The 22,269-nt window shown below is 33.8% G+C and carries 13 protein-coding genes; 5 read left to right on the top strand and 8 right to left on the bottom strand.

Going from position 1 to position 22,269, the window contains the following annotated elements; translation table 11 throughout:
* Positions 1 to 12 precede the first annotated feature (12 nt).
* From HND39_03465 to HND39_03445, 5 genes are all read left to right on the top strand, one after another.
* Complete coding sequence (locus HND39_03465) at positions 13 to 921, top strand: glycosyltransferase family 2 protein (protein QKJ95409.1); 909 nt, start codon at positions 13 to 15, stop codon at positions 919 to 921.
* A gap of 23 nt (positions 922 to 944) precedes the next feature.
* Positions 945 to 2,816, top strand: coding sequence for an asparagine synthase (glutamine-hydrolyzing) (asnB, locus tag HND39_03460; GenBank protein ID QKJ95408.1), 1,872 nt, complete (start codon positions 945 to 947; stop codon positions 2,814 to 2,816).
* 199 nt (positions 2,817 to 3,015) lie between these two features.
* Entirely contained in the window at positions 3,016 to 4,329 is a 1,314-nt protein-coding gene (locus HND39_03455; GenBank protein ID QKJ95407.1) for an O-antigen ligase family protein, read from the top strand.
* Positions 4,330 to 4,530: 201 nt separating this feature from the next.
* Positions 4,531 to 6,000 (top strand): oligosaccharide flippase family protein, encoded by a 1,470-nt coding sequence (locus HND39_03450; protein QKJ95406.1) that lies wholly within the window; start codon positions 4,531 to 4,533, stop codon positions 5,998 to 6,000.
* Positions 6,001 to 6,204: 204 nt separating this feature from the next.
* Complete coding sequence (locus tag HND39_03445; GenBank protein ID QKJ95405.1) at positions 6,205 to 7,335, top strand: glycosyltransferase family 4 protein; 1,131 nt, start codon at positions 6,205 to 6,207, stop codon at positions 7,333 to 7,335.
* 97 nt (positions 7,336 to 7,432) lie between these two features.
* On the opposite strand, the gene HND39_03440 is transcribed toward HND39_03445, so the two are convergent.
* From HND39_03440 to HND39_03405, 8 genes are all read right to left on the bottom strand, one after another.
* Positions 7,433 to 7,993 (bottom strand): T9SS type A sorting domain-containing protein, encoded by a 561-nt coding sequence (locus tag HND39_03440; GenBank protein ID QKJ97864.1) that lies wholly within the window; start codon positions 7,991 to 7,993, stop codon positions 7,433 to 7,435.
* 2,047 nt (positions 7,994 to 10,040) lie between these two features.
* Positions 10,041 to 11,831: a T9SS type A sorting domain-containing protein gene (locus HND39_03435; GenBank protein QKJ95404.1), complete on the bottom strand. Its 1,791-nt coding sequence runs from the start codon at positions 11,829 to 11,831 to the stop codon at positions 10,041 to 10,043.
* A gap of 455 nt (positions 11,832 to 12,286) precedes the next feature.
* Positions 12,287 to 14,341 (bottom strand): T9SS type A sorting domain-containing protein, encoded by a 2,055-nt coding sequence (locus tag HND39_03430; GenBank protein ID QKJ95403.1) that lies wholly within the window; start codon positions 14,339 to 14,341, stop codon positions 12,287 to 12,289.
* An 861-nt stretch (positions 14,342 to 15,202) separates the two neighbouring features.
* Positions 15,203 to 16,318: a T9SS type A sorting domain-containing protein gene (locus HND39_03425; protein ID QKJ95402.1), complete on the bottom strand. Its 1,116-nt coding sequence runs from the start codon at positions 16,316 to 16,318 to the stop codon at positions 15,203 to 15,205.
* Between the two features lie 16 nt (positions 16,319 to 16,334).
* A complete protein-coding gene (locus HND39_03420; protein ID QKJ95401.1) occupies positions 16,335 to 16,811 on the bottom strand; it encodes a hypothetical protein in 477 nt (158 codons plus the stop codon).
* Positions 16,812 to 16,839: 28 nt separating this feature from the next.
* Positions 16,840 to 18,162, bottom strand: a complete 1,323-nt coding sequence (locus HND39_03415; GenBank protein ID QKJ95400.1) for a polysaccharide deacetylase family protein — start codon at positions 18,160 to 18,162, stop codon at positions 16,840 to 16,842.
* A 389-nt stretch (positions 18,163 to 18,551) separates the two neighbouring features.
* Positions 18,552 to 19,643: a T9SS type A sorting domain-containing protein gene (locus HND39_03410; protein QKJ95399.1), complete on the bottom strand. Its 1,092-nt coding sequence runs from the start codon at positions 19,641 to 19,643 to the stop codon at positions 18,552 to 18,554.
* Between the two features lie 16 nt (positions 19,644 to 19,659).
* Positions 19,660 to 22,095, bottom strand: a complete 2,436-nt coding sequence (locus tag HND39_03405; protein ID QKJ95398.1) for a hypothetical protein — start codon at positions 22,093 to 22,095, stop codon at positions 19,660 to 19,662.
* Positions 22,096 to 22,269 lie beyond the last annotated feature (174 nt).

The raw sequence follows: 22,269 nt of genomic DNA, 5'->3' as shown, positions 1-22,269 counted from the left end.
GACACGGAAACAATGAAATATGTTTTAATAACTGCAGCAAAGAACGAAGAATCGTATATAGAAAAAACTATTCAATCGGTTCTGAATCAAACTATCAAACCAGAGCAGTGGATTATTGTAAGTGATGGATCTACTGATAGCACTAATGAGATAGTTGAAAAGTATAAGAACAAATATATATTTATTGACTTGATTGTTTTGCCTCCAAATAAGGAAAGAAATTTTAGTTCTAAAGTTAATGCACTCAATCTGGCATTGAAAAAATTAGAAGGAAAACAGTTTGATTTTATTGGAAATTTGGATGCCGATGTTACACTTGATAAAAGTTATTATGAAGAAATATTTTATGCATTTCAGAAAAATCCAAAACTTGGTATTGCAGGTGGAATTATTTTGGATTGTATAAATGATAAAGTAATTCCACAAAACATAAGCCTTAACACAGTTGCCGGAGCAATTCAAGTATTCCGAAAACAATGTTTTGAGAAGATAGGTTATTATATCCCTTTCAAGTATGGTGGAGAAGATGCATATATGGAAATAATGGCAAGAAAGCTGGGTTGGAATGTCCAAACTTTAGCAGAATTAAAAGTACTTCATCACAGACCAACAGGTACTGGAATGGGAAATTTATTCAACGCGAATTTAAGAAGTGGAAAGATGTTTTACACTCTGGGTTATTCAACCACATTTCTTCTCGTCAGATGTTTTTATAGAGTGTTCGATAAACCGATTTTAATAGGAAGTATTCTGAACTTGGTGGGATATTCAAAAGCTTGGTTTAAGAAGGACAAATGTCCTGCCGGTGATGAATTCATTCATTTTGTCAGAAGCGAACAAAACGAAAGATTAAAATCTCTTTTACCATTTCGGAAAAAAAGACACATTGTTAAAACATCCCGGATGATAAAAATACAATAGTAACAAAATTATAGAAATGTGATATGTGCGGAATTTGTGGCCAATTTTATTATAAAGAGAATCATCCAGTTTCAATCCAAAAATTAAAAAGAATGACTGATTCCATAACTCATCGTGGACCTGATGATGAAGGATATCATATTTCAGATTCTATTGGACTTGGATTCAGACGGTTATCTATTATAGATTTATCCGGCGGGCATCAACCTATGTCCGATCAGGAAAAAAATGTTTGGGTTATATTCAATGGAGAAATTTATAATTTTCCCGAGTTAAAAAAAGAACTTGAAGGATACGGACACATCTTTCAAACACGCTCAGATACTGAAGTTATTGTTCATGGTTATAAACAATGGGGTATCGATGTACTTAATCATTTAAATGGAATGTTCGGTTTAGCAATCTGGGATGAAAAAAAGAAACGACTTGTTTTGGCAAGAGATCGGATGGGAATCAAAATGATCTATTACAAGATTGAAAATGGGTTACTTTATTTCGGTTCAGAGATCCGAGCAATCCTTGCTGGTTTGAATCAAAAGCCAGATATCAATTCTTCTGCAATCAATTTGTTTTTAAGATATCGTTACACTCCAGCGCCACATACTATTTATAATGGAATTCAGAAATTGGCTGCAGGTACCTGTCTAATTGTAGAAAATGGTAACGCTGAAGTAAAACGTTGGTGGAATTATAAACCACAATTGTTTGATCCCGTTCCAAGTGAAGCGCAAGTGAAAGAAGAATTACTTGAGTTATATCGCCAAGCAGTAAAAAGCCATTTGCTTAGCGATGTGCCTCTCGGTATTCTATTAAGCGGAGGTGTTGATTCCAGTATGTTATTGGCACTGATGAATGAGTTTGGAGAAGGCTGGAAATCTTTTACTGTTGGTTATGGTAAATCATTTGCTGACGATGAACTAGATGATGCGAAAGAAACTGCTGAGATATTTAAATCATCCCATTATTCAGTCGAAATTAATCGGCAAAGCTTTGAACAAACACTATCAAAAATTATTGCTTGTGTAGAAGAACCAATAGCGTCATCTTCAATTGTTCCGATGTATCACGTTTGTCAAAAGGCAAGACAGGAAGTGAAAGTTGCTTTGATGGGTCAGGGACCGGATGAATTATTTGGAGGATATACTCGTCATCTTGGTGTTCAATACGGTAAATATTGGCGTTCTATACCTGAGATTATGAGAAAACCTGTAGGTAAAATGCTAACAATACTGCCAAGAAATGAGTCTATTCGAAGAGGTCTGTATTCACTCGAAGTACCTCAACGGATGATTCGTTATCAGCAAATATTTTCTGTAATGTCCCAATCAATTATCAGTGATCTTTTCCAGGAAAAAGTTTTGCCAGATGGATTTGGAAATAGGATACCTGACTCGTGGAAAGAATTAGAAAAATTACTTGAAAGTACAGATGAGTTAGGAGGTTTTCAATATCTGGAAATCCGATCCTCGCTGCCGGATGAATTACTTATGTATGGAGATAAATTATCAATGGCCCATAGCCTCGAAGTTCGTGTACCATATCTTGATACAAAGATTGTTGAATATGTTGAACGATTACCGGCAAAATTTAAAATCAGATTTGGAAATAGAAAATGGATCCACAAGCAAGTTTGTTCAAGTTATTTACCGAAGCAGATTATTAATCGAAAGAAACGTGGATTTGCAGTAAATGTTGTGGATAGATGGTTTAAGGAATCGCTTTCAAATGAATTTGATGGTATGCTGCTGGATAAAAGTTCACGTATGTATGAATTTCTAAAACCAGAGGAAGTACAATATTTGTATAAAGATCATATCAATGGTAAATCTGATAATCATAAAATTCTGTTTAGTTTGATTGTACTTGAAAAATGGATGAGAGATAATAACTTTTAGTATTTCTTTCTTGCAAATTCGAAAGTAAAAATTCGAAATTATTTTTTGTAATGTTTGAGAATGTGTAAACTCAATATGGAAAAAGAATGCTAGCAAATTGATATTATGAAGATCAAATTTTCTAATAAATGATTTTTATCTTTTTTTAATCTTAATTATATAAACGACTTAATGCATTCAAAATTTATTTTGTTATTTAATGCTGGACTTTTTACTAAATAAACTTCGCGAACCAATTAATTTTACTGATCTACTGATTAAGATAAATTCTTTTATACTCTTATACGTTATATTTTTTACTACTAACATACCCTTTGATCCTGCTAATTATGCTGATATCTATGCTGGTGAGACTACCAACATTAGAAATCAGATCGTCTATTTATTCATGTTTTTTTCATCATTACTTGTCATGTCAAAAAGGTTTAATAAAATATTAACTTTTGTAAAATCAGAAAAATATCTTAGCATTTTCGTTCTATTATGTTTATTAAGTGCATTCTGGTCCGACCACCCAGAGTTATCAATAAAAAGATCTTTTCAGTTATTTGTAATGTTTCTTGTAATTGTTGAAGCACTAGTAAATATTGAACATGAAGTCCTATTGAAACAACTTAAGATCGTGGTTTCAGCATATCTATTTTTTAATTTATATGCGTGTCGTTTTATCCCAGCAGCAATTGATCCGATATTTGGAACCTGGCGGGGAATCGAAGTTCAAAAAAACTGGCTTGCGCAAAACAGTTTCTATTGTCTTTTATCTTCAATTGTACTTTTTAATTTCGATAGAACAAGATTGAAAAAACTGTATGATTCTATTTTAATTTTTGTTTCAGTATTAATAATTTATAAGGCACATAGTTCAACAAACATAATTGCAGTTGCTATACTAGTTCTTATGGGTTTAGTTTTTCAGATAGAATCAATTTTTTCTAAATTAGGAATCGGCAGATCATTTTTAGGTTTAATGTTCTTATTTATACTAACCTTTAGCGGCATATTTCTAATATTTTCTTCAGAGATATTCGGTTTAATCCCGGGATATTTTGGTAAGGATATGACTCTTTCGGGCCGAGTTGATATCTGGGAATTTGCACTGAATGATGTTGAAAAAAAAATCTTTCTTGGATACGGTTTCGCAACTTATTGGATTATGGGTTCTTCAAGACTGGAAATATTTGCAAGCTATTTTGAGGGATTTATGGTAAATGAAGCTCATAACGGTTACATAGAAATACTACTTCAGTTAGGTGTTGTTGGGTTTATATTTTTTTTATTTCCGATAATTGCATATGTGCAGCGAATGTTCAAGTTAAACAGTAATCTTGCAATATTAATTTTTATATCAATCGTAACTTTAAACTACACAGAATCTGTACTATTCAAGGTAGGTTTGGGAATTACAACCTTTTATTTTATGACAGCCTATGTTACAATTGCAGTGTTCTATTTTAACTTAAGACCCGTAAAGTATAGTAAGCATATACCTTCGAATAATCTTGAAGGTTACTGACATTTGGGATTTGTAGATAATTGTTCAATCAAAAAGAAATTTGATATGAACCTTAAAAGATGTTGAATGTTGATTCGATTTTGAAGAATAGTTTGATAAATGTTGTGTGATATAGAATAAATAAAATTTATTCGTTATAAACTAATTTAAGTTAGTTATTCATCATAAAGCATAACTCCTAGATATTTTATTAATGACAATATGGACAAAAGTTTTAAAAGAGATTTTATAAAAGGTTCCGCTGCCACTTCTTTAGGTACTATTGTGTCCATGATATTTCAATTCGTGAGTATCCTTATTATTACACGGCAAATCACAAAGGAAGAATTTGGAATTTATGTGTTAATAATTGTGATTTCCACGTTCCTGGATACAGTGAGCGGTTTGGCACTTGAGCAAAGTCTTGTAAAGTTTATTTCTAGTACGAATGAGATAGAAAGAAAATTTACTTTTGTTCCTACTATAATGATTAGGATAATTTTAATAGTTGTTGCAATTATTCTTGTAGTATTATTTCGGAACTCCTTAATGACTTTGTTTAGCTTTACAGCAACAGAATTTTTATATGTAATTATTATACTTTTCGTTTTATCAAGTTTCAGAGGGTTGTTTTATAATTTATTACAGGGGATGAACCTCTTTAAAAAATATGCATTAGTTCAAACAATAACCTCTGTATTCAGAGTAGCATTGTTGCTTGTAATCTTGTATATCCATGAATTGACATTAAAGAATGTTTTATTGGTTGAAATCGTAGCTGTAACTTTCACTGTTTTGTTACAAATGGCTTTAATTCCTTATAAAGAAATTTTTCATTGGGATTTAAATTTTCAAAATATTAAAAGAATTATAAGGTTCAGTATTCCGCTTTCCCTTTCTGGCATATCGTATTTTATTCAAACGCAAGTGAATATTTTTATAATCAGTGCCTATTTAAATCCGGTTAGTATAGCCAATTATGATGTAGCAGGTAAAATTCCACAGGCTAGCGCAAAAGGATTTCAATCATTCATTATAGTGTTCTATCCAAATCTTGCAAGATTATTGTCGAAGGGAGAACGTGATTCTGCATTAATTTTAATGAATAAATCGCTTTTTACTTTCTCTATTTTACTTAATCTGTTGTTAATGATTTCTTTTCTTTTCAATAAGGAGATAATCCAGTTACTTTTTTCTGATAAGTATTTAGATTCTTCAATGGCTTTTTCATTTTTGATGGCTGCTTTCTATCTGACTTCGATGTCAAACATTATGGGGTATTCTTTGGTTTCAGCAGGACTCCCCTCAACAACTTTAAAGGTCAATGTTGCTGCAGGTGCGATTAATTTGATCGCAGCATTCTTGATGGTTCCTATTTGGGGTTTTATGGGAGCAGTCTATGCAATTCTATTGAATAGTCTGTTTTCAATAATCTTACATTATCTCTATCTAATAAAGTATAATCTGAAAATTGATTTGATTAATCTGATTAAACCATCATTATTGACAATTATAGTGCTGCTTTTCTATTATCAGTTTATACCGGATAGCTTAATCTTTAAGAATGTTTTATTAATTGCATATTTATTGACGATTTACCTACTACTGCCTGAAATTAAGGAAATCTTTAGACAGATAGTTAGACATTTATTCAGGATTAAATCGGGAAATAGTGGTGAGAAAGTCACCTAATAAGTCAAGTCGAAAATATTTTGAAAGCAAATGTTAAGTTTTATGAAGGCAAAACTGAATATTAATAAAAATACTATTTATTGGCAGATTCATCACTATATCATTACAGTAAATAATATTAAATCGAATAATTTAAATTTCATTTTTTTATTTCTTATCTGAAAGTAAATCAAATTCATGATTTTAAATCAAATTAAAGTATTGATGTTGGATGCAAATGTAGGCAATGATTACATTATTCATCTTTGTAACGCATTAAAAAAGAATAGTATTGATATAAGTTTTGTTGTAACTGAGGATATAAAAGATAATGGCACTGCAAATTTTCCGCTCCTTACGATTATGCCGGCAAAAGCAAAATCTATGAGTAAATTTGAAAAGTTTTTCACGTATTATAATTATCTTTTAAAAGTCTATAGACTTATAAGAAAGGATAGATATGATATTGTTCACTTTCAATTTTTCAGAAGAAGAAGAATTGAGAGCTTGTATTTCGTATTTCTCAAATTAGTGGGAATTAAACTTGCTCATACCGTACATGATGTCACCCCTTTAAATGAGAATAAACTTGATCATTTTTTTAATCTTTTAGTTTATAAGACAGCTGATATTTTATTTGTACATTCTAATCTGAATAAAAAAGCTCTGCTTCAACAAACAAAATTGAACGAAAAGAAAATTAAAGTTGTTCCGCATGGTGATTTTAATTTTCTCATTCCAAATCAAACACCATCAAAACTTGAGGCAAGGCAATTTTTTGGTTTATCTCATGAAGCGAATGTTCTTTTATTTTTTGGAGCCATTAAGGAATACAAAGGATTGGATTTACTATTGAATTGCCTTCCTTACATGTCTTCAAAAATTAAAAATTTAGTTTTGATAATTGCAGGGAGACCTGACCCCGTTGAACTCAAATTGGAATACCAAGAAATAATATTAAAATTTCCAAAGGAGATTGTGGTTATCTATCATACTGATTTTATTCCTGATGCACACGTTGCTAAATATTTTATTGCATCTGATGTCGTAGTCTTACCTTATAGAAGAATTTCACATAGTGGGATACTTAATCTGGCATATACATTTGAACGACCAGTAATTGCAACAAACGTTGGAGATTTTGAGGAGTTTATAGAAGAAGGAAAAAGTGGTTTCGTTCTATCCTCTAACAATCAGCAGAGTTTATCAGAGAAGATTATACAGGCATTTACCGACAGAATAAAACTAGAGAGAATGGGAAAATATGCAGGTCTTCTTAGTACTACGAAATATACGTTGAAGAATCAAGCGGAATCGATGAAAGTTATTTATGAAAAAATGATTGAAAATAAATAGATCAAAACTTCTTATTTAATATAAAATAAGCCTGTCGAATTACTTTTTATTAAAATTGAATTTATCGACAGGCTCAGGATTACAGGATCACTCGGTACTATTTCATCAGCACCATCTTTCTGGTTTCAATAAAGCTACCAGCTTGAAGTCTGTAAAAATATATACCAGTAGGTAGGTTCGCTGCATTAAACTCCAACTGATAATTTCCTGGTGTCTTTTCTTCATTTACCAAACTCCTAATTTCATTTCCTAAAATATCATAAACCTTCAGTATCACAAATGAAGATGTAGGGATGAAATAACTAATTGTTGTCGACGGATTAAACGGATTGGGATAGTTTTGCTCTATTTTATAAGCTGATGGTTGTAATTCTTCTTGCACGTCAAGTAAACCATCGTATTCATAAGCACCTAAATCTGGTGATGAATCTCTTGGATTACCTAAAATATCTTTCCATGGCAATCCTTTACTTTCTATAAATGATTGTAAATTTTCTCCCGCATTAATTGCCGGAGAGTTAGCACCTATAAAAAAGCCATCAATATTTCTAACATTATTTACAAATTGAGGATTAGCATTTACACCTACACCACCATAAGTATTTACCCAGCCAGACCATCCATTTGGTGTACCAATTGGAGAACCACCACTGCCCATAAATCTGTTGCCACCAAATTCTACATCACTATAGTCTCTCCAGATTAAATTGTTGTTACTGTTATCAGCTTCATTATACCAGGATGTGTTCCATCCTCCTTGCCAGGTGTCTCTGCCTACTCCACCATAGTTAGCAGGGTTTTGTCCATTTGTTCCTAACTGCACAATAATATTATTTTTTACCCAGGCTGGTCTCTCGTGATATAATGGATATGTGCCTCCATTAGCACCAACTATAGTATTATTTATCACGAAAGTTGGTGGATAAGGACCCTGTCCATACCATCTGAGGTAAAGTTCCTGAACTGAAGGGTTACCATTTGCATTCAAGTGACCACCTTCATATAAATAATTATTATAAATTATATTCGTATCAACACCACCATTTCCTGATTGCATACCAAGTATCATAGTATGACCATAACATCCTGAATCAACAATACATACGTTATTCCATATTTTAACATTCTTCACTTCAATAGTTTGTAAAGGGTCAATGTGTTTGTGTTGACCAACGGGAGTTCCTATCTGTTGATTTTGTATGTGTAAAAAGTTGTGATGAATATTTATTTTCTGGGCAGCATCAATAATAATAATATCATCATCGCCGGGATTGGTGTGATTTTTATAACCATACATAACACAATTCTTAATTTCAACATCAGTAACCAGCGAAGTACTATCATTATCTCCTATCCAGTCGTCACCCCAGGCATTGCCTATAATCGCCATATGATGATCTGAATGTTCATAATTATAAACTGAATCAATAACAATGTGAGCTGATGAATAGATTATATTCCAACCACGACCAACTGCGTGTCTAGTTTCCAGGCCTTTAATATATATCCATTTTTTACTGTCGATTTCGACAGCATTTTCACGGATACTGTCTTGTTCAAGAATTACTCTGCCAGAGTGTTCATTTGGATTTGGTGCATATTTACCTGGCATTATATAAATATAATTCTTCCAGCTACCACTTTTACCAACATCCAATGTTTCGTGGTAAATCGTAGAATCAGGGCCACCTGAAATATAAATAACATCGCCTGGTTGTATTGAGTTCCAATTAATGTTAGATAAATTTTTCCAGGCTGTTGCCCAACTTTGTCCGTTGCCATTCGAAGCTACATTCTTATCCACATAATGGTCTGTTGCATAAATACAAATGGAAATTAATAGAAATAAAACTATCAATGATAGTAGTCGTTGAATCAATCTCATACGTTCTCCTTATAATTAGAATTGTTAAAATTATCGCAGCTCGATAACTTCATTAGTTTTTGTATGCATCATATATTGTGAAAATTATCCAACCACATTTATGACTGAAAAAATCTCAATTGCTATGCCGTATTAAACAGATTTATTATTAGCATTTATTAAGAAATCTTTAAAAAATTTATAGACTATCTTGTAGATACTGCAATTTTGACTACCGCCAAATATGGACGACAAAGTTTGCATAAATGTCGGTGCTAAGATTATAAGAAAATAGCTCAATAAATATTCTATTTGTATAAAATCAGGTTGTGCTTGAATAACGAGATCGAGTTAAACACTACACTAGCACAATGTGATAATTGAAAACAATGTTTTCTGTGAAGGTGAAGATTGGGATATGTTTAGTCATTGAGTTCAGTTCAGCTAAAAGCATAATATTTCTCAGTTAAAAAATAATAATTTTTAGCAATTGAGAAAGGTCAAAAACAAATCCTTTGAAACCAACTAAAAATAGAGTAAGAATTAATCAAAACACCTTTTACTAAAGTACATATTTTTTTATATCTGAAATTCATAGATTTTTCTATGAAAAAGATTTCCCTCTTCTATGATTCCATTTCTGTTGACATCGTACTGAGACAAGATCATTTATATACACAAATATTGAAAGTATCGGGTGAGGGAGTTTATGTGTATAATTCATGTAAATTTTTGGATTTGAACTTTTTTCTATCCTCGAGTTATTATTAACAGCCATCAGTTTTCGATTCAGAAATGGAAGATTTAATTAATATAGACTTAAATTAATTCAGCCAATTGTTCACTTCAATAACATCATCTTTTTTGTCTCAGCAAAATTTGCAATCTCTAATCTATAAAAATATACTCCACTTGTCAGATTATTTCCATTGAACACAACCTCATAAGAACCAGATGCTTTCTCACCATTCACCAGAGTTTGTACAATCTGACCTATCATATCATATACAACCAACTTAACCTGACTTGATTTAGCAGTGTAGTATTCAATTGCTGTTGTCGGATTAAATGGGTTGGGATAATTCTGACTTAGTGTATAAGAACTATTAGAACCTAAATCTCCGTGCGTTTCTGTATATTCATAAGCACCTAAATCAGGTGAAGAATCTCTTGGATTACCATTTATATCAGTCCAGGGCAATCCTTTGCTCTCGATAAATGACTGCAAGTCTTCCCCTGCATTTCGTGCTGGTGAATTTTCACTTATTTCAAATTTTCCTAATCTATAATTACCCGTGAATCCAGGATTAGCATTTACACCTACGCCACCGTAATTATTTGTCCAACCTGACCAACCATTTGGTGTTCCAACAGGAGAACCACCACTGCCCATAAATCTGTTACCACCAAATTCTACATCACTATAGTCTCTCCAGATTAAATTATTGTTGCTGTTATCAGCTTCATTGTACCAAGAAGTATTCCATCCTCCTTGCCAGGTGTCTCTGCCTACTCCACCATAGTTAGCAGGGTTTTGTCCATTTGTTCCTAATTGTACAATAATATTATTTTTTACCCAGGCTGGTCTTTCGTGATATAATGGGTATGTACCACCATTAGCTCCAACTATAGTATTATTTATTACGAATGTTGGTGGAAAAGGTCCCTGTCCATACCATCTGAGATAAAGTTCTTGAACTGAAGGATTTCCATCAGCATTCAAATGACCACCTTCATATAAAAAGTTATTGTAGATTATATTTGTATCAGCACCACCATTTCCTGATTGCATACCTAGTATCATAGTATGACCATAACATCCTGAATCAACAATACATACGTTGTTCCATATTTTTACACTCTTCACTTCAATAGTTTGTAATGGGTCAATATGTTTGTGTTGACCAGGAGGAGTTCCGATTTGTTGATTTTGTATGTGTAAAAAGTTGTTATTAATATTTATCTGTTGGGCAGCATCAATAATAATTAAATCATCAGCACCGGGATTAGTATGATTTTTATATCCATACATAACACAATTCTTAATTTCAATATCGGTAATCAAAGAAGTACTGTCATTATCTCCTATCCAGTCGTCACCCCAGGCATTGCCTATAATCGCCATATGATGATCTGAATGTTCATAATTATAAACTGAATCAATAACAATATGTCTTGTTGCTCCAATTATATTCCACCCACGTCCGGTTCCGTGTCTTGTTTCAAGTCCTTTAATATAAACCCATCGCCTGCCATCTATAGTTACAATAGTACTTCTTACACTATCTCCATCTAAAATAACTCTGCCAGAGTGTCCATTTGGATTCGGTGCATATTTACCTGGAAGTATATAAACATATTTCTTCCAACTTCCGCTCGCACCGATTGAAAGACTTTCGTGGTAAATAGTTGAATCTGTACCCCCCGAAAAGAAAATTACATCACCAGGATTAATAGAACCCCAATTGATAGCAGAAATTGATTGCCAGGCATTAGCCCATGATGTGCCATTATTGCTTCCAGTAGTTAAATCTCCATCAATATAATAATTTGATGAATACATATTTGTATTACATTGAAATATAAATATCACTAATAATGATAGATTAATTAGGCGTAAAATGGATTTCATGTATTCTCCTTAAAAAAATGTATAAAATTCTCTGCATATCACAGCTAAGTAGAGATAATTCCACAACCACTTGCAAATATGTCCAAATTAACTCAAAAACTAAACCAAATAAATTGTCCCGATTTTATTATTCTAATTACTCGTCACATATTGAACACTAATAACAAATCCGTAAAATTTGCCTATGAGTTGATAAGAATTATTGATTGTAAAGCAGAAGAAGGAAAAAGAATTTAATAAATTTTTTTAAGCAAAGAGAAAAGAAAACCTAAATATCTGAAAACAAAATTGCAAAAAAACTTTAATTAATTTTTTATAATTATTTGTTATAAATGTGCGGGATTAATTTTTCCGGAGTTAATAATGATAGAAATTCTAAAAATAAAAATCCCAGAGTAAAACCTTCTATAATCAGGCTTGATAACTCTGGGAGAATTTACAATAATATTTCTTGCCTACTTCAGTAGTAGGAATTTTTTTGTCTGAACAAACTCACTGCTTTCCAATCGGTAAATGTAAGTTCCGCTTGCCAGATGAGTACCACTGAATGTCACACTATGGTAACCAGCATTAAAAGTTCCCTCAGCAAGTGTTTCTATCAATTCACCCAACATATTGTAAATATTAATTCTAAGTTGAGTTTGCTTTGGTAGTGAGAATTTAATGGTTGTATTTGGATTAAACGGGTTTGGATAGTTTTGTGCTAACTCCAACTTAGTCGGCATAATCTCTACTTCCACAATGTTTGAATATTCAAAACTTCCATCAAGATCGATTTGCTTAAGCCTGTAAGCAAGTGATGTAAATATAAGTGAGCTTATATCATCACTATAGGAGTATAACTGTGGTTCTAAAGTTGTTCCATGTCCTTCCACAAAACTAATTTTTTGCCATTCCGAATTATTTTGCCTTCTCTCAATTTCGAATCCAAGGTTGTTCGTTTCAGTAGCAGTTATCCAGTTGAGTAATATTTTGTTTTGCTGATAAGTTGTCGTAAATGATGCCAATTCAACTGGAAGAGCAACATATTCATAAGCTCCCAAATCGGGAGTAGTACCTCTTGGATTCCCTTCAATATCCGTCCATGGTAATCCTTTACTCTCTATAAAAGTTTTTAAATTTTCCCCCGCATTTCGTGCGGGTGAATTTTCACTTATTTCAAATTTTCCTAATCTATAATTACCCGTGAATCCAGGATTAGCATTTACACCTACGCCACCGTAATTATTTGTCCAACCTGACCAACCATTTGGTGTACCAATTGGAGAACCACCACTGCCCATAAATCTATTACCACCAAATTCTATATCACTGTAGTCTCTCCAGATTAAATTATTGTTGCTGTTGTCAGCTTCATTATACCACGAAGTATTCCATCCGCCTTGCCAGGTTTCTCTACCCGCTCCACCATAGTTAGCAGGGTTTTGTCCATTTGTTCCTAACTGCACAATAATATTATTTTTTACCCAGGCTGGTCTTTCGTGATATAATGGGTATGTACCACCATTAGCTCCAACTATAGTATTATTTATTACAAATGTTGGTGGATAAGGACCCTGTCCATACCATCTGAGATAAAGCTGCTGAACAGAAGGGTCACCATTGGCATTCAAGTGACCACCTTCATATAAATAATTATTATAAATTATATTCGTATCAACACCACCATTTCCTGATTGCATACCAAGTATCATAGTATGTCCGTAGCAACCGGAATCAACAATACATACGTTATTCCAAATTTTAACATTCTTCACTTCAATTGTTTGTAAAGGGTCAATGTGTTTATGTTGACCGATAGGAACTCCTATTTGCTGATTTTGTATGTGTAAAAAATTGTTATTAATATTTAACTTTTGAGCCGCATCAATTATGATTAAGTCATCATCGCCGGGATTATTATGATTTTTATATCCATACATAACACAATTCTTAATTTCAACATCAGTGATTAAAGAGGTACTGTCATTATCACCAATCCAGGAATCACCCCAGGCATTGCCTATAATCGCCATATGATGATCTGAATGTTCATAATTATAAACTGAATCAATAACAATATGTCTTGTTGCTCCTATTATATTCCACCCACGTCCAGTTCCGTGTCTTGTTTCAAGTCCTTTAATATAAACCCAACGTCTGCCATCTATAGTTACAATGGTACTTCTCACACTATCTCCGTCCAAAATAACTCTGCCAGAGTGTCCATTTGGATTAGGTGCATATTTACCCGGCATTAAATAAATATAATTACTCCAGGAACCGTTTGCCCCTATGGTTATACTTTCGTGGTAAATTGTAGAGTCAAAACCTCCGGAAATATAAATAACATCACCTGGTTGTATCGAGTTCCAGTTAATGTTTGAAAGGTTTTTCCACGCAGTGGCCCAACTTTGTCCATTACCATTCGAGGCTACATTTTTATCCACATAATGATTTGTTGGATATGCTGTTAGTGTTATAAAGAGAAATAACACTGAAAGGTTAATGAGTTGTTGAATTGCTCTCATATGTTCTCCAAGATTATTTTTTTATAATAACTTAATTCTGCTAAACAAATTAATTGATAAACTTGCACCATATTTTTTTGAATTGTAACGAAGCTACAATTGCATCAGAAGTTTGACAACTAATATGCCGTGTTCTTAAAAATTAAAAATAGACGAATATGAAAAGATTTGAGATGAAAATAATTAATCATCATCACTTCCGGACGACATATATTGTATTGACGTCAAGTATTGTGTTTCGGGAAATTTTAATAACCAATATTTAAAAAAATATAATTGAATTAGAAAATGATACGAGAGATAAACACTAACTGAGGAGAATGGAAATTGCGAGGAAAGTTAAGTGCTAAAGCCGGGATTGCATCATATTCTCTCTCGGATCCTGATACTTATTAATAAACAATAATTTCCAAATGGAAACTATCAATTATCTTACCAGTTATAAAGGTTAAAAAAAATACATTAAACGAAAGATGAAGAAAAAAGATTTTCAATTTTAATAAATTCAAATTCCAATTCAGAGAATTTTGATAGATTAATAAAAATGAATCTTGCAAAACGAAAATTTAGTTGGTTGGTCAAAAAATGAAAAAGTATATCATCAGATGAAAGCTGCTGCCGTTATAAAATGAGTCGAATTATGAAATTGATTTTAAAAAATAAATGATTTAATTGTTAAAGCCGGCTATAATAATACATAGATATGCTAATTATAAGAACTTATTTGCCATAGAGTTGTTGTTAACCTTAACTTGCGTTTACAGGTTAATTTAGCAGACATAAAGTCAGCAGCTATAAGATTTCGGACACGCATGTATTCCTAACTTAAAGTACACTGAAATGCTGCTGATAAACTTGATACTATTTCATCAGGATCATTTTTTTTACCTGCACAAACTCATTGCTTTCAATTCTGTAAATGTAAACTCCGCTTGGAAGTAAAGAAACATTTCCATTGGAAGTGGATCCGCCTAGAGCGGAAAACGTTACTTTGTGGTAACCGGCTTGGTAAGTTCCTTCAGCAAGTGTTTTTACTAACTCACCGAGCATATTATAAATATTAATTTTTAGCTGTGTATCCTTTGGAAGTGAGAACCTTATTGTTGTGCTTGGGTTAAACGGGTTTGGATAATTCTGTGAAAGTTCAAATTGATTTGCGACTACTCCTACTTCAACAACATCTGAATACTCAAAGCTTCCGTCAAAATCTATTTGCTTTAACCGGTATTGAAATTTACTCCCTCCGGCGTAAATATCTTTATCACTAAAGCTGTATTCTTTTGATTCTGTTGTCGTTCTATTTCCTTCTACAAAACCAATTGTGTTCCATTCACCTTCATTAATTCTTCTCTCAACGTTAAATCCGTAGTTGTTCACTTCCGTCTTTGTTACCCAGTTTAATTGGATCTTGTCATTCAATAATTTTGATGTGAAGGAAGTTAGTTCGACAGGCAATACGCCATCAAAAGATCCTTGATAATTGTTCGTTACAAGTTGAAATGTTGGTGTATTCATTTTACTATTAATTTCATCCCAGTTCACCATTGCTGTGGCGTTTTGGTCTGTAATATCTAAAGTTACGGTTCCAATAAGTTCTCCATTCGGGCTTGAAGTTGAGAGAACGTCCCCCGTACCATCTCCATTTCCAGAAAATGATATTGTAACAGCAATTTTTCCTAAAGCTATCTGCACTGTCATTGCACCATAATCTCCGGTTGGAGACCCAGTTGTATATTTTGGATTGATATTTGAAATTACAGGTGTACTTAATGCTGTATTATTAAAATTAATATAATAACTTGTGAGACCAACCCGAATACTCTGCGCTCCTGTGCTTTGCGAATAAATATCAAAAGAAAATTTATTTATTGAGGTATTTACATCAAAATTTGTTAATGTATGTGTAGCAATCCTTTGGGCGAAAGCTATATTCAACGATAATAAAAAAGTGAAAGTTATAATAAATAAACTTTTCATTACTCTAACCTTTTTATTATGGGACATTAGTTGATTTATTAAGATTTGAAATTATTTTCGTAACATCTGCTGCTGTTACGATTGCGCTCATATTTACATCAGCATCAAGATAAGCAAAATTATTTAGGTTAGTAATTATCGGTGTAACGTCAGACGCTGTTATGATTGTAGAGTTATTTCCATCACCCGCGATCATTCCAAAACCACCTCCTGGTAGTGCAACCAAAGGATCAGTACCATAAGCTTGTGATTGAGCTATTGTAAAATCATATAATGGAGAACTGCTGCTCAAAGCAATTGCAGATGAAGTCATTATTGCCAGATGGTTTCGGTGCCGAACAACAACATAATAGTTGCCATTGCTTATACCTTTAAACTTAACCGGACCAGATCCATCAACATCAACTACGCTGCCATCACTTAACAATAATCCGGCACGTTTGCTCACTATAGTAGTTGAGTCACTTCTTAATTCTATTAATACCCAATCCACTACATTTGCTGGAAAAGTTGCTCTTGCTTCAGTTCCCAGATAATTCCAGGGGAGCTTTTTTGAATGGCTGATACTTTGGTATCAACCCTTGTGTGTTAAGTGTTGTTGTCATTGTCCCGCTGCCATTATAAGGTCCTTCAAGAAATACTTTTATGTTTACCAATAACGGCTTTGCAAATAACTTTATAAATGCCCATCCAACATCACCAGCACCGCCTGAGACTACATCTGCATTCTGAGTGTAAAGCGCGAACTGTCCGTTAGTAACCGTAACCGGACCCAAAGAAACATCGCTATTTTTATTTACAACCACATTGTATTGCGCTGTATTGGTTGAATCAAATGAATAATATAACCTGTAAGTTCCGCCGGGGTTTTTCAAAAGAATTGTAGCAGTTACATCATATTGACCATTGAGGACATAACGGTGAAACTTCATAACTTGTAAACTATCATTTGAAGTGTTATAATACACAACAGGCGACCCTATAAGGTGAGGATCTGTCCATGTAGTATTATGCCAGTATTCATTCCAGACGGATGTGTTGAACACTGGTGGTTCTGCTTGACTTTCAGGCTGTTCAAAATAGGGAAGTACTGGAAACTGCATTGAATCTTTTGAACACTCAATTACACAGTCAGGGGGGAAGAAATCATTAATGACTTCTCTGACTGACTTAACAGGAATCCCACGTTCTACTACAGCATTTAGAACCAGCCTTAAAAGCGAATCACTTTGATACCACGTATCATCAGGAGTTCTATAAGTACCGCCAAATTCATGTGCAATAAAGATAATCCACTTATTATTTGCCACTGCAGAATCCAGCATGGTTCTGATTGTTGTTATGTTGTCCCTGTTTGTCAGATTAATCCGTTCTATATGGTATAAATCAAAAGGTTGAGACATCCCCGGTAATTCTGTGGCCCTGGAATAATATGAGCTGTATTTCTTAACAATATTAACTCGACTATGAGACCAATCATTATTAGGTGAAGCAAATCCTGAATTTGGAAATTCATGAGAATCAAGCCAGCTTTTCATTTGGCTGACATTGGTTTCTGTAACTCCTAAATCGTGGTTATAGGTATGATTGCTTACCTCCCACCCGGCTGCCTTCATTTCAAGTAATGTGTTAACAGCATTATATCCAGCACCATTGACCCACCAATTCAAAGCATTTATGTAAACAACCGCAGGAAATCCGTACTCCTGGAATACATTAAACAAAGCAGGCCAGGTATCAGACCCATCATCATAGGTAAAGGAAACTACCGGTCCATACTGAGCGTTTGAATAACCGTAACTCAACAATAACAGAGTTATTAACAAAATTATTTTACGTTTCATTGCATCACTTTTTCCTTTCTACAAACAGATCGCTCCTATGGAGATTTGTCTATTGTTTTTATTTTCTCTTCTCGAAAAGGATGACATCTTTCAATCTACTTAATATATTCGTGTTAATTAGTGTAATTTGCGGCAAACAAGATGAACAGTTGAACCAAATTAACACCAGAAGTGTGTACTGTTTGTAATAAAAATCTACGATCTTGTTATTACTCTTTACAATTCTTTCCTGTATTGTATCACCTGCGAGGACGCAGGTGAAAGCACCCTATCATTTTTTTGAATTCACATGAACAGGTCGCTCCGATGGAGTTTTGTAAATTGTTTTTATTTTTTTCTACAAACAGGACGTTCCTACGGAACTAAGTTACTTTTTAGTCAACTGCTTGTTATTTCAACAGCATCATTTTTTTGACCTGAACGAAAGCATCACTTTCAATTCTGTAAATGTATGCACCGCTTGGCAGAAAGGAAGCATTGAATGTGACTTTATGATAACCGGCTTCGTAATTCCCTTCAGCAAGTGTTTCTACTAATTGACCAAGCAGATTGTAAATATTAATTTTTAAGCGAGTTTCCTTTGGAAGTGAGAATCTAATCGTTGTGCTCGGGTTAAATGGATTCGGATAATTCTGCGAAAGTTCAAACTGAGTTGGCACTATTTCTACTTCAATTGCATCCGAATATTCAAACTGACCATCTGTGTCAATCTGCTTTAACCTGTACTGAAACTTGCTGCTACCTGCAAACAGATCATTATCTGTATAGCTGTATTGCTTTGGTGAGTTTGAGTTGCCATTTCCTTTAACAAAACCAAGAGTGTTCCATTCACCTTCGTTTATTCTTCTCTCAACATTAAATCCGTAGTTGCTTACTTCTGTTTTTGTTACCCATTTCAAATCTATACTTTTATCTCCATCTGCTTTCCCGGTAAAAGACGAAAGTTCAACAGGCAGAGGACTTTCGTATGAACCCTGATAATTATTTGTGATATTCTGTAAGGAAACCGTTTGCATTGCGCTATTTGTGGTATCCCAGCTCACCCCTGCAAGGGCGTTTAGGTTACTAATGTTTAAAGTTACTGTACAAATACGTTCACCTGTGGGTACGGTGGTTGAAAGAAGATCTCCAATTCCTTCTCCATTTCCAATGAATTTAATAGTAACAGCAATTTTACCTAAAGAGATTTGAACCCTCATTGTATCGTAATCTCCTGTTGGAGAATCTACTGTATATTTAGGATTGACGTTGGACAGAATAGGCGTGTTTAACGCTGTATTATTATAGTTAATATAATAACTAGTAAGACCTACACGAACGGATAGTGTGCCTGTTCTCAGGGAATAAATATCAAAAGAAAATTTATTTATTGAGGTATTTACATCAAAATTTGTGATTGTATGTGTTGCAAAACGCTGCTGGGCAAAGATTGTATAAGATATCAAGAAGACAATTGCTATTAGATAATATAAACTTTTCATTACTTTCTCCTATTTATCAAGGTACATTAGTAGCTTTATTAAGATTTGAAATTATTTTCGTAACATCTGCAGCTGTTACTATTGCGCTCATATTTACATCAGCACCAACATAAACAGAATTATTAAGATTTGAAATTATTGGTGTAACATCTGCTGCTGTTATAATTGCAGATGTATTTGCATCGGCTGCAATCATTCCAAAACCACCACCAGAAAGAGCTATCATAGGGTCAGTACCAGAAGTATATGCTTGCGATTGAGACGTTGTAAAATCATATAATGCAGAACTGCTGCTTAAAGCAATTTTATTTTTGCTCATTATAGCGAGATGGTTGCGGTGTCTAATAACAACATAATAATTACTGTAACTTAAGCCAGTGAATGTAACCGGGCTCGAACCATTAATATCTACAATTGTTCCATCGCTTTTAATAAAAGCTGCACGTTTACCAACTATAGAATCGGAGGTTGTTCCGGTTCTTAATTCAACAAGCACCCAATCAACAATATCAGAATTTGGAATACTTCCAACAACACTTGCAGTATAATTATAGACAGCAGTTGAATATGCAGAATCAGAAGTAAGAGGGATCAGATTATATGTATTAAGTATTGTTGTCATAGCGTTTTCGTTATAGGGTCCTTCCAAATATACTTTTAAATTTGCAATTACAAAATCCGGAGAACCTGAGGTTCTCAAAATTACACCACCTTGTCCAACAACAGTTCCATTATTCGTATTTGTAAAAAATACACCAAATAATGGATTAGGTGTATTAGTTTCTTCTAATGTCCAGGTTGTGCCATTATCAGTAGTTCTGAAAATTGAGCCGCTTTCTCCGACAATAGTTCCGTTATTAGCATCAGTAAAGAAAACACCCATCAAATGTAGTGTTATTTCACTTGTTTGTGGAGTCCAGTTTGTTCCGCCGTTAGTAGTTTTGAGAATTGTCCCATTATTGCCAACAATAGTTCCGTTATTTGCATCAGAAAAGTAAACACAATTTAAGTACTTATCTGTTCCGCTGGTTATAGAATCCCAGCTTATCCCTGCGTCAGTAGTTTTGAGGATTATTCCGGCATCACCAACAATAAACCCTGTATCTGCATTTGTGAAGAAGACACTTGTCAAATTATTTGAAGTTCCGCTCGAAATTGTATTCCAGCTTATTCCACCGTTGGTAGTTCTGATAACAGTCCCCATGTCACCAACAGCTATCGCGTTAGTAGTATCAGTCATGAAAACGCTTTTCAAATGATTTGTCCCGACTGTTGAAGTATCCCAGGTAACTCCGGCATTAGTTGTTCTGCAAACAACCCCGGTTTCACCAACAGCTAGTCCTTTAAATTTATTTCCCTTTGGAAAATGAACACCCTTAAATCCATATTCTCTTCCCATTGGAAATATTTTCACATCCCAACTTGTCCCGCCGTTTGTAGTCTGAAGAATTCTTCCGGCGTTACCAACAGCAAATCCACTATCTTTATTAGTAAAGAAGGTACAGAAAAGATTTACCTGGGAACCGCTTGAAAATGCATTCCAGGTTTTACCGCCGTCAGTTGTTTTCATAATAGATCCATAAACTCCGACCGCAACACCTACATTTGGATTAGTAAAGTGGACGCTAAGTAAAGTTTTTGTTAAATGTTCTGGTTCAGTCCAGCTTGTACCCCCGTCTATGGTTCGTAATATAACTCCACCCCAACCTACAGTTACACCGCTATCCGCGTCCGTAAAATAAACGTCCTCTAAACCTGTAATAATTGATGTATTTTGTTGTAACCAGGTTGTACCACCATTAGTGGTTCGAAGAATTGTTGATTCTAAACCAACGGCTGTACCTGTGTTTTTACTTGTGAAGAAAACACTTGTTAATATTTGTGTGGTTCCGCTTGCTTGTGCCGACCAATTAGCGCCACCATTAGTAGTTCTGCGGATAGTTCCCGACTTGCCAACGGCAGTTCCCGTAGAGTCATCTGAAAAGAAAACTCCTATTAACTCATTAGTGGTTCCACTTGTTTGTGCAGTCCAGTTAGTTCCACCATCAGTAGTTCTGAGAATTATTCCGTTATAACCAACGGCAGTTCCATGAATGGAATCAGTAAAGCATACACTTAGCAGAGAATATTGAATTTCTTGAAGATTCCAGACTACTCCGCCGTCGGTAGTTCTCAGGATTACACCATTACCAATGATCCATCCATTATTTGAATTGATGAAACATACATCCGTGAGTTCGGATTTTGTCCCGCTTGATTTTAATGTCCAACTTACACCACCGTCTGCTGTTTTCAGAATTGTACCAGCCTGACCAACAGCCCATCCAACATTTTCAGAGATAAGATGCACACTATTTAGGATATTTCCCGTAGGGTAAGGATTTTGCAACTCCCATTGAGGGTATAAGTACTGAACAGAAAGAATAAATATAAATAATGTAAACTTTTTCAAAATAGTCCTATAAAATAAACTAAACAAATATTCAGATTTAAAGAGCTCAATCAGACTCTTTTAATAATATTTAAAATCACAAAGATGACATAGTAAGAGCAATCGAAGTGAAATTTAATAAAAAATTTTTCAATGATTATACCAATTAAATTTGGTAAAATTTTCAAAATTCAA

This window comes from Ignavibacteriota bacterium, assembly GCA_013285405.1.
Taxonomy (GTDB): Bacteria; Bacteroidota; Ignavibacteria; order Ignavibacteriales; family Ignavibacteriaceae; genus IGN2.
This window is presented reverse-complemented; position numbering and strand designations above follow the sequence as displayed.

Bases quoted from the DNA above. Each gene is read 5' to 3' on its own strand.
- HND39_03425 (QKJ95402.1), bottom strand. From the start codon at position 16,318: ATGAAAAGTTTATTTATTATAACTTTCACTTTTTTATTATCGTTGAAT.
- asnB (QKJ95408.1), top strand. From the start codon at position 945: ATGTGCGGAATTTGTGGCCAATTTTATTATAAAGAGAATCATCCAGTT.
- HND39_03445 (QKJ95405.1), top strand. From the start codon at position 6,205: ATGTTGGATGCAAATGTAGGCAATGATTACATTATTCATCTTTGTAAC.
- HND39_03410 (QKJ95399.1), bottom strand. From the start codon at position 19,643: ATGAAAAGTTTATATTATCTAATAGCAATTGTCTTCTTGATATCTTAT.
- HND39_03435 (QKJ95404.1), bottom strand. From the start codon at position 11,831: ATGAAATCCATTTTACGCCTAATTAATCTATCATTATTAGTGATATTT.
- HND39_03450 (QKJ95406.1), top strand. From the start codon at position 4,531: ATGGACAAAAGTTTTAAAAGAGATTTTATAAAAGGTTCCGCTGCCACT.
- HND39_03440 (QKJ97864.1), bottom strand. From the start codon at position 7,993: ATGGGCAGTGGTGGTTCTCCAATTGGTACACCAAATGGATGGTCTGGC.
- HND39_03465 (QKJ95409.1), top strand. From the start codon at position 13: ATGAAATATGTTTTAATAACTGCAGCAAAGAACGAAGAATCGTATATA.
- HND39_03455 (QKJ95407.1), top strand. From the start codon at position 3,016: ATGCTGGACTTTTTACTAAATAAACTTCGCGAACCAATTAATTTTACT.
- HND39_03415 (QKJ95400.1), bottom strand. From the start codon at position 18,162: ATGAAACGTAAAATAATTTTGTTAATAACTCTGTTATTGTTGAGTTAC.
- HND39_03430 (QKJ95403.1), bottom strand. From the start codon at position 14,341: ATGAGAGCAATTCAACAACTCATTAACCTTTCAGTGTTATTTCTCTTT.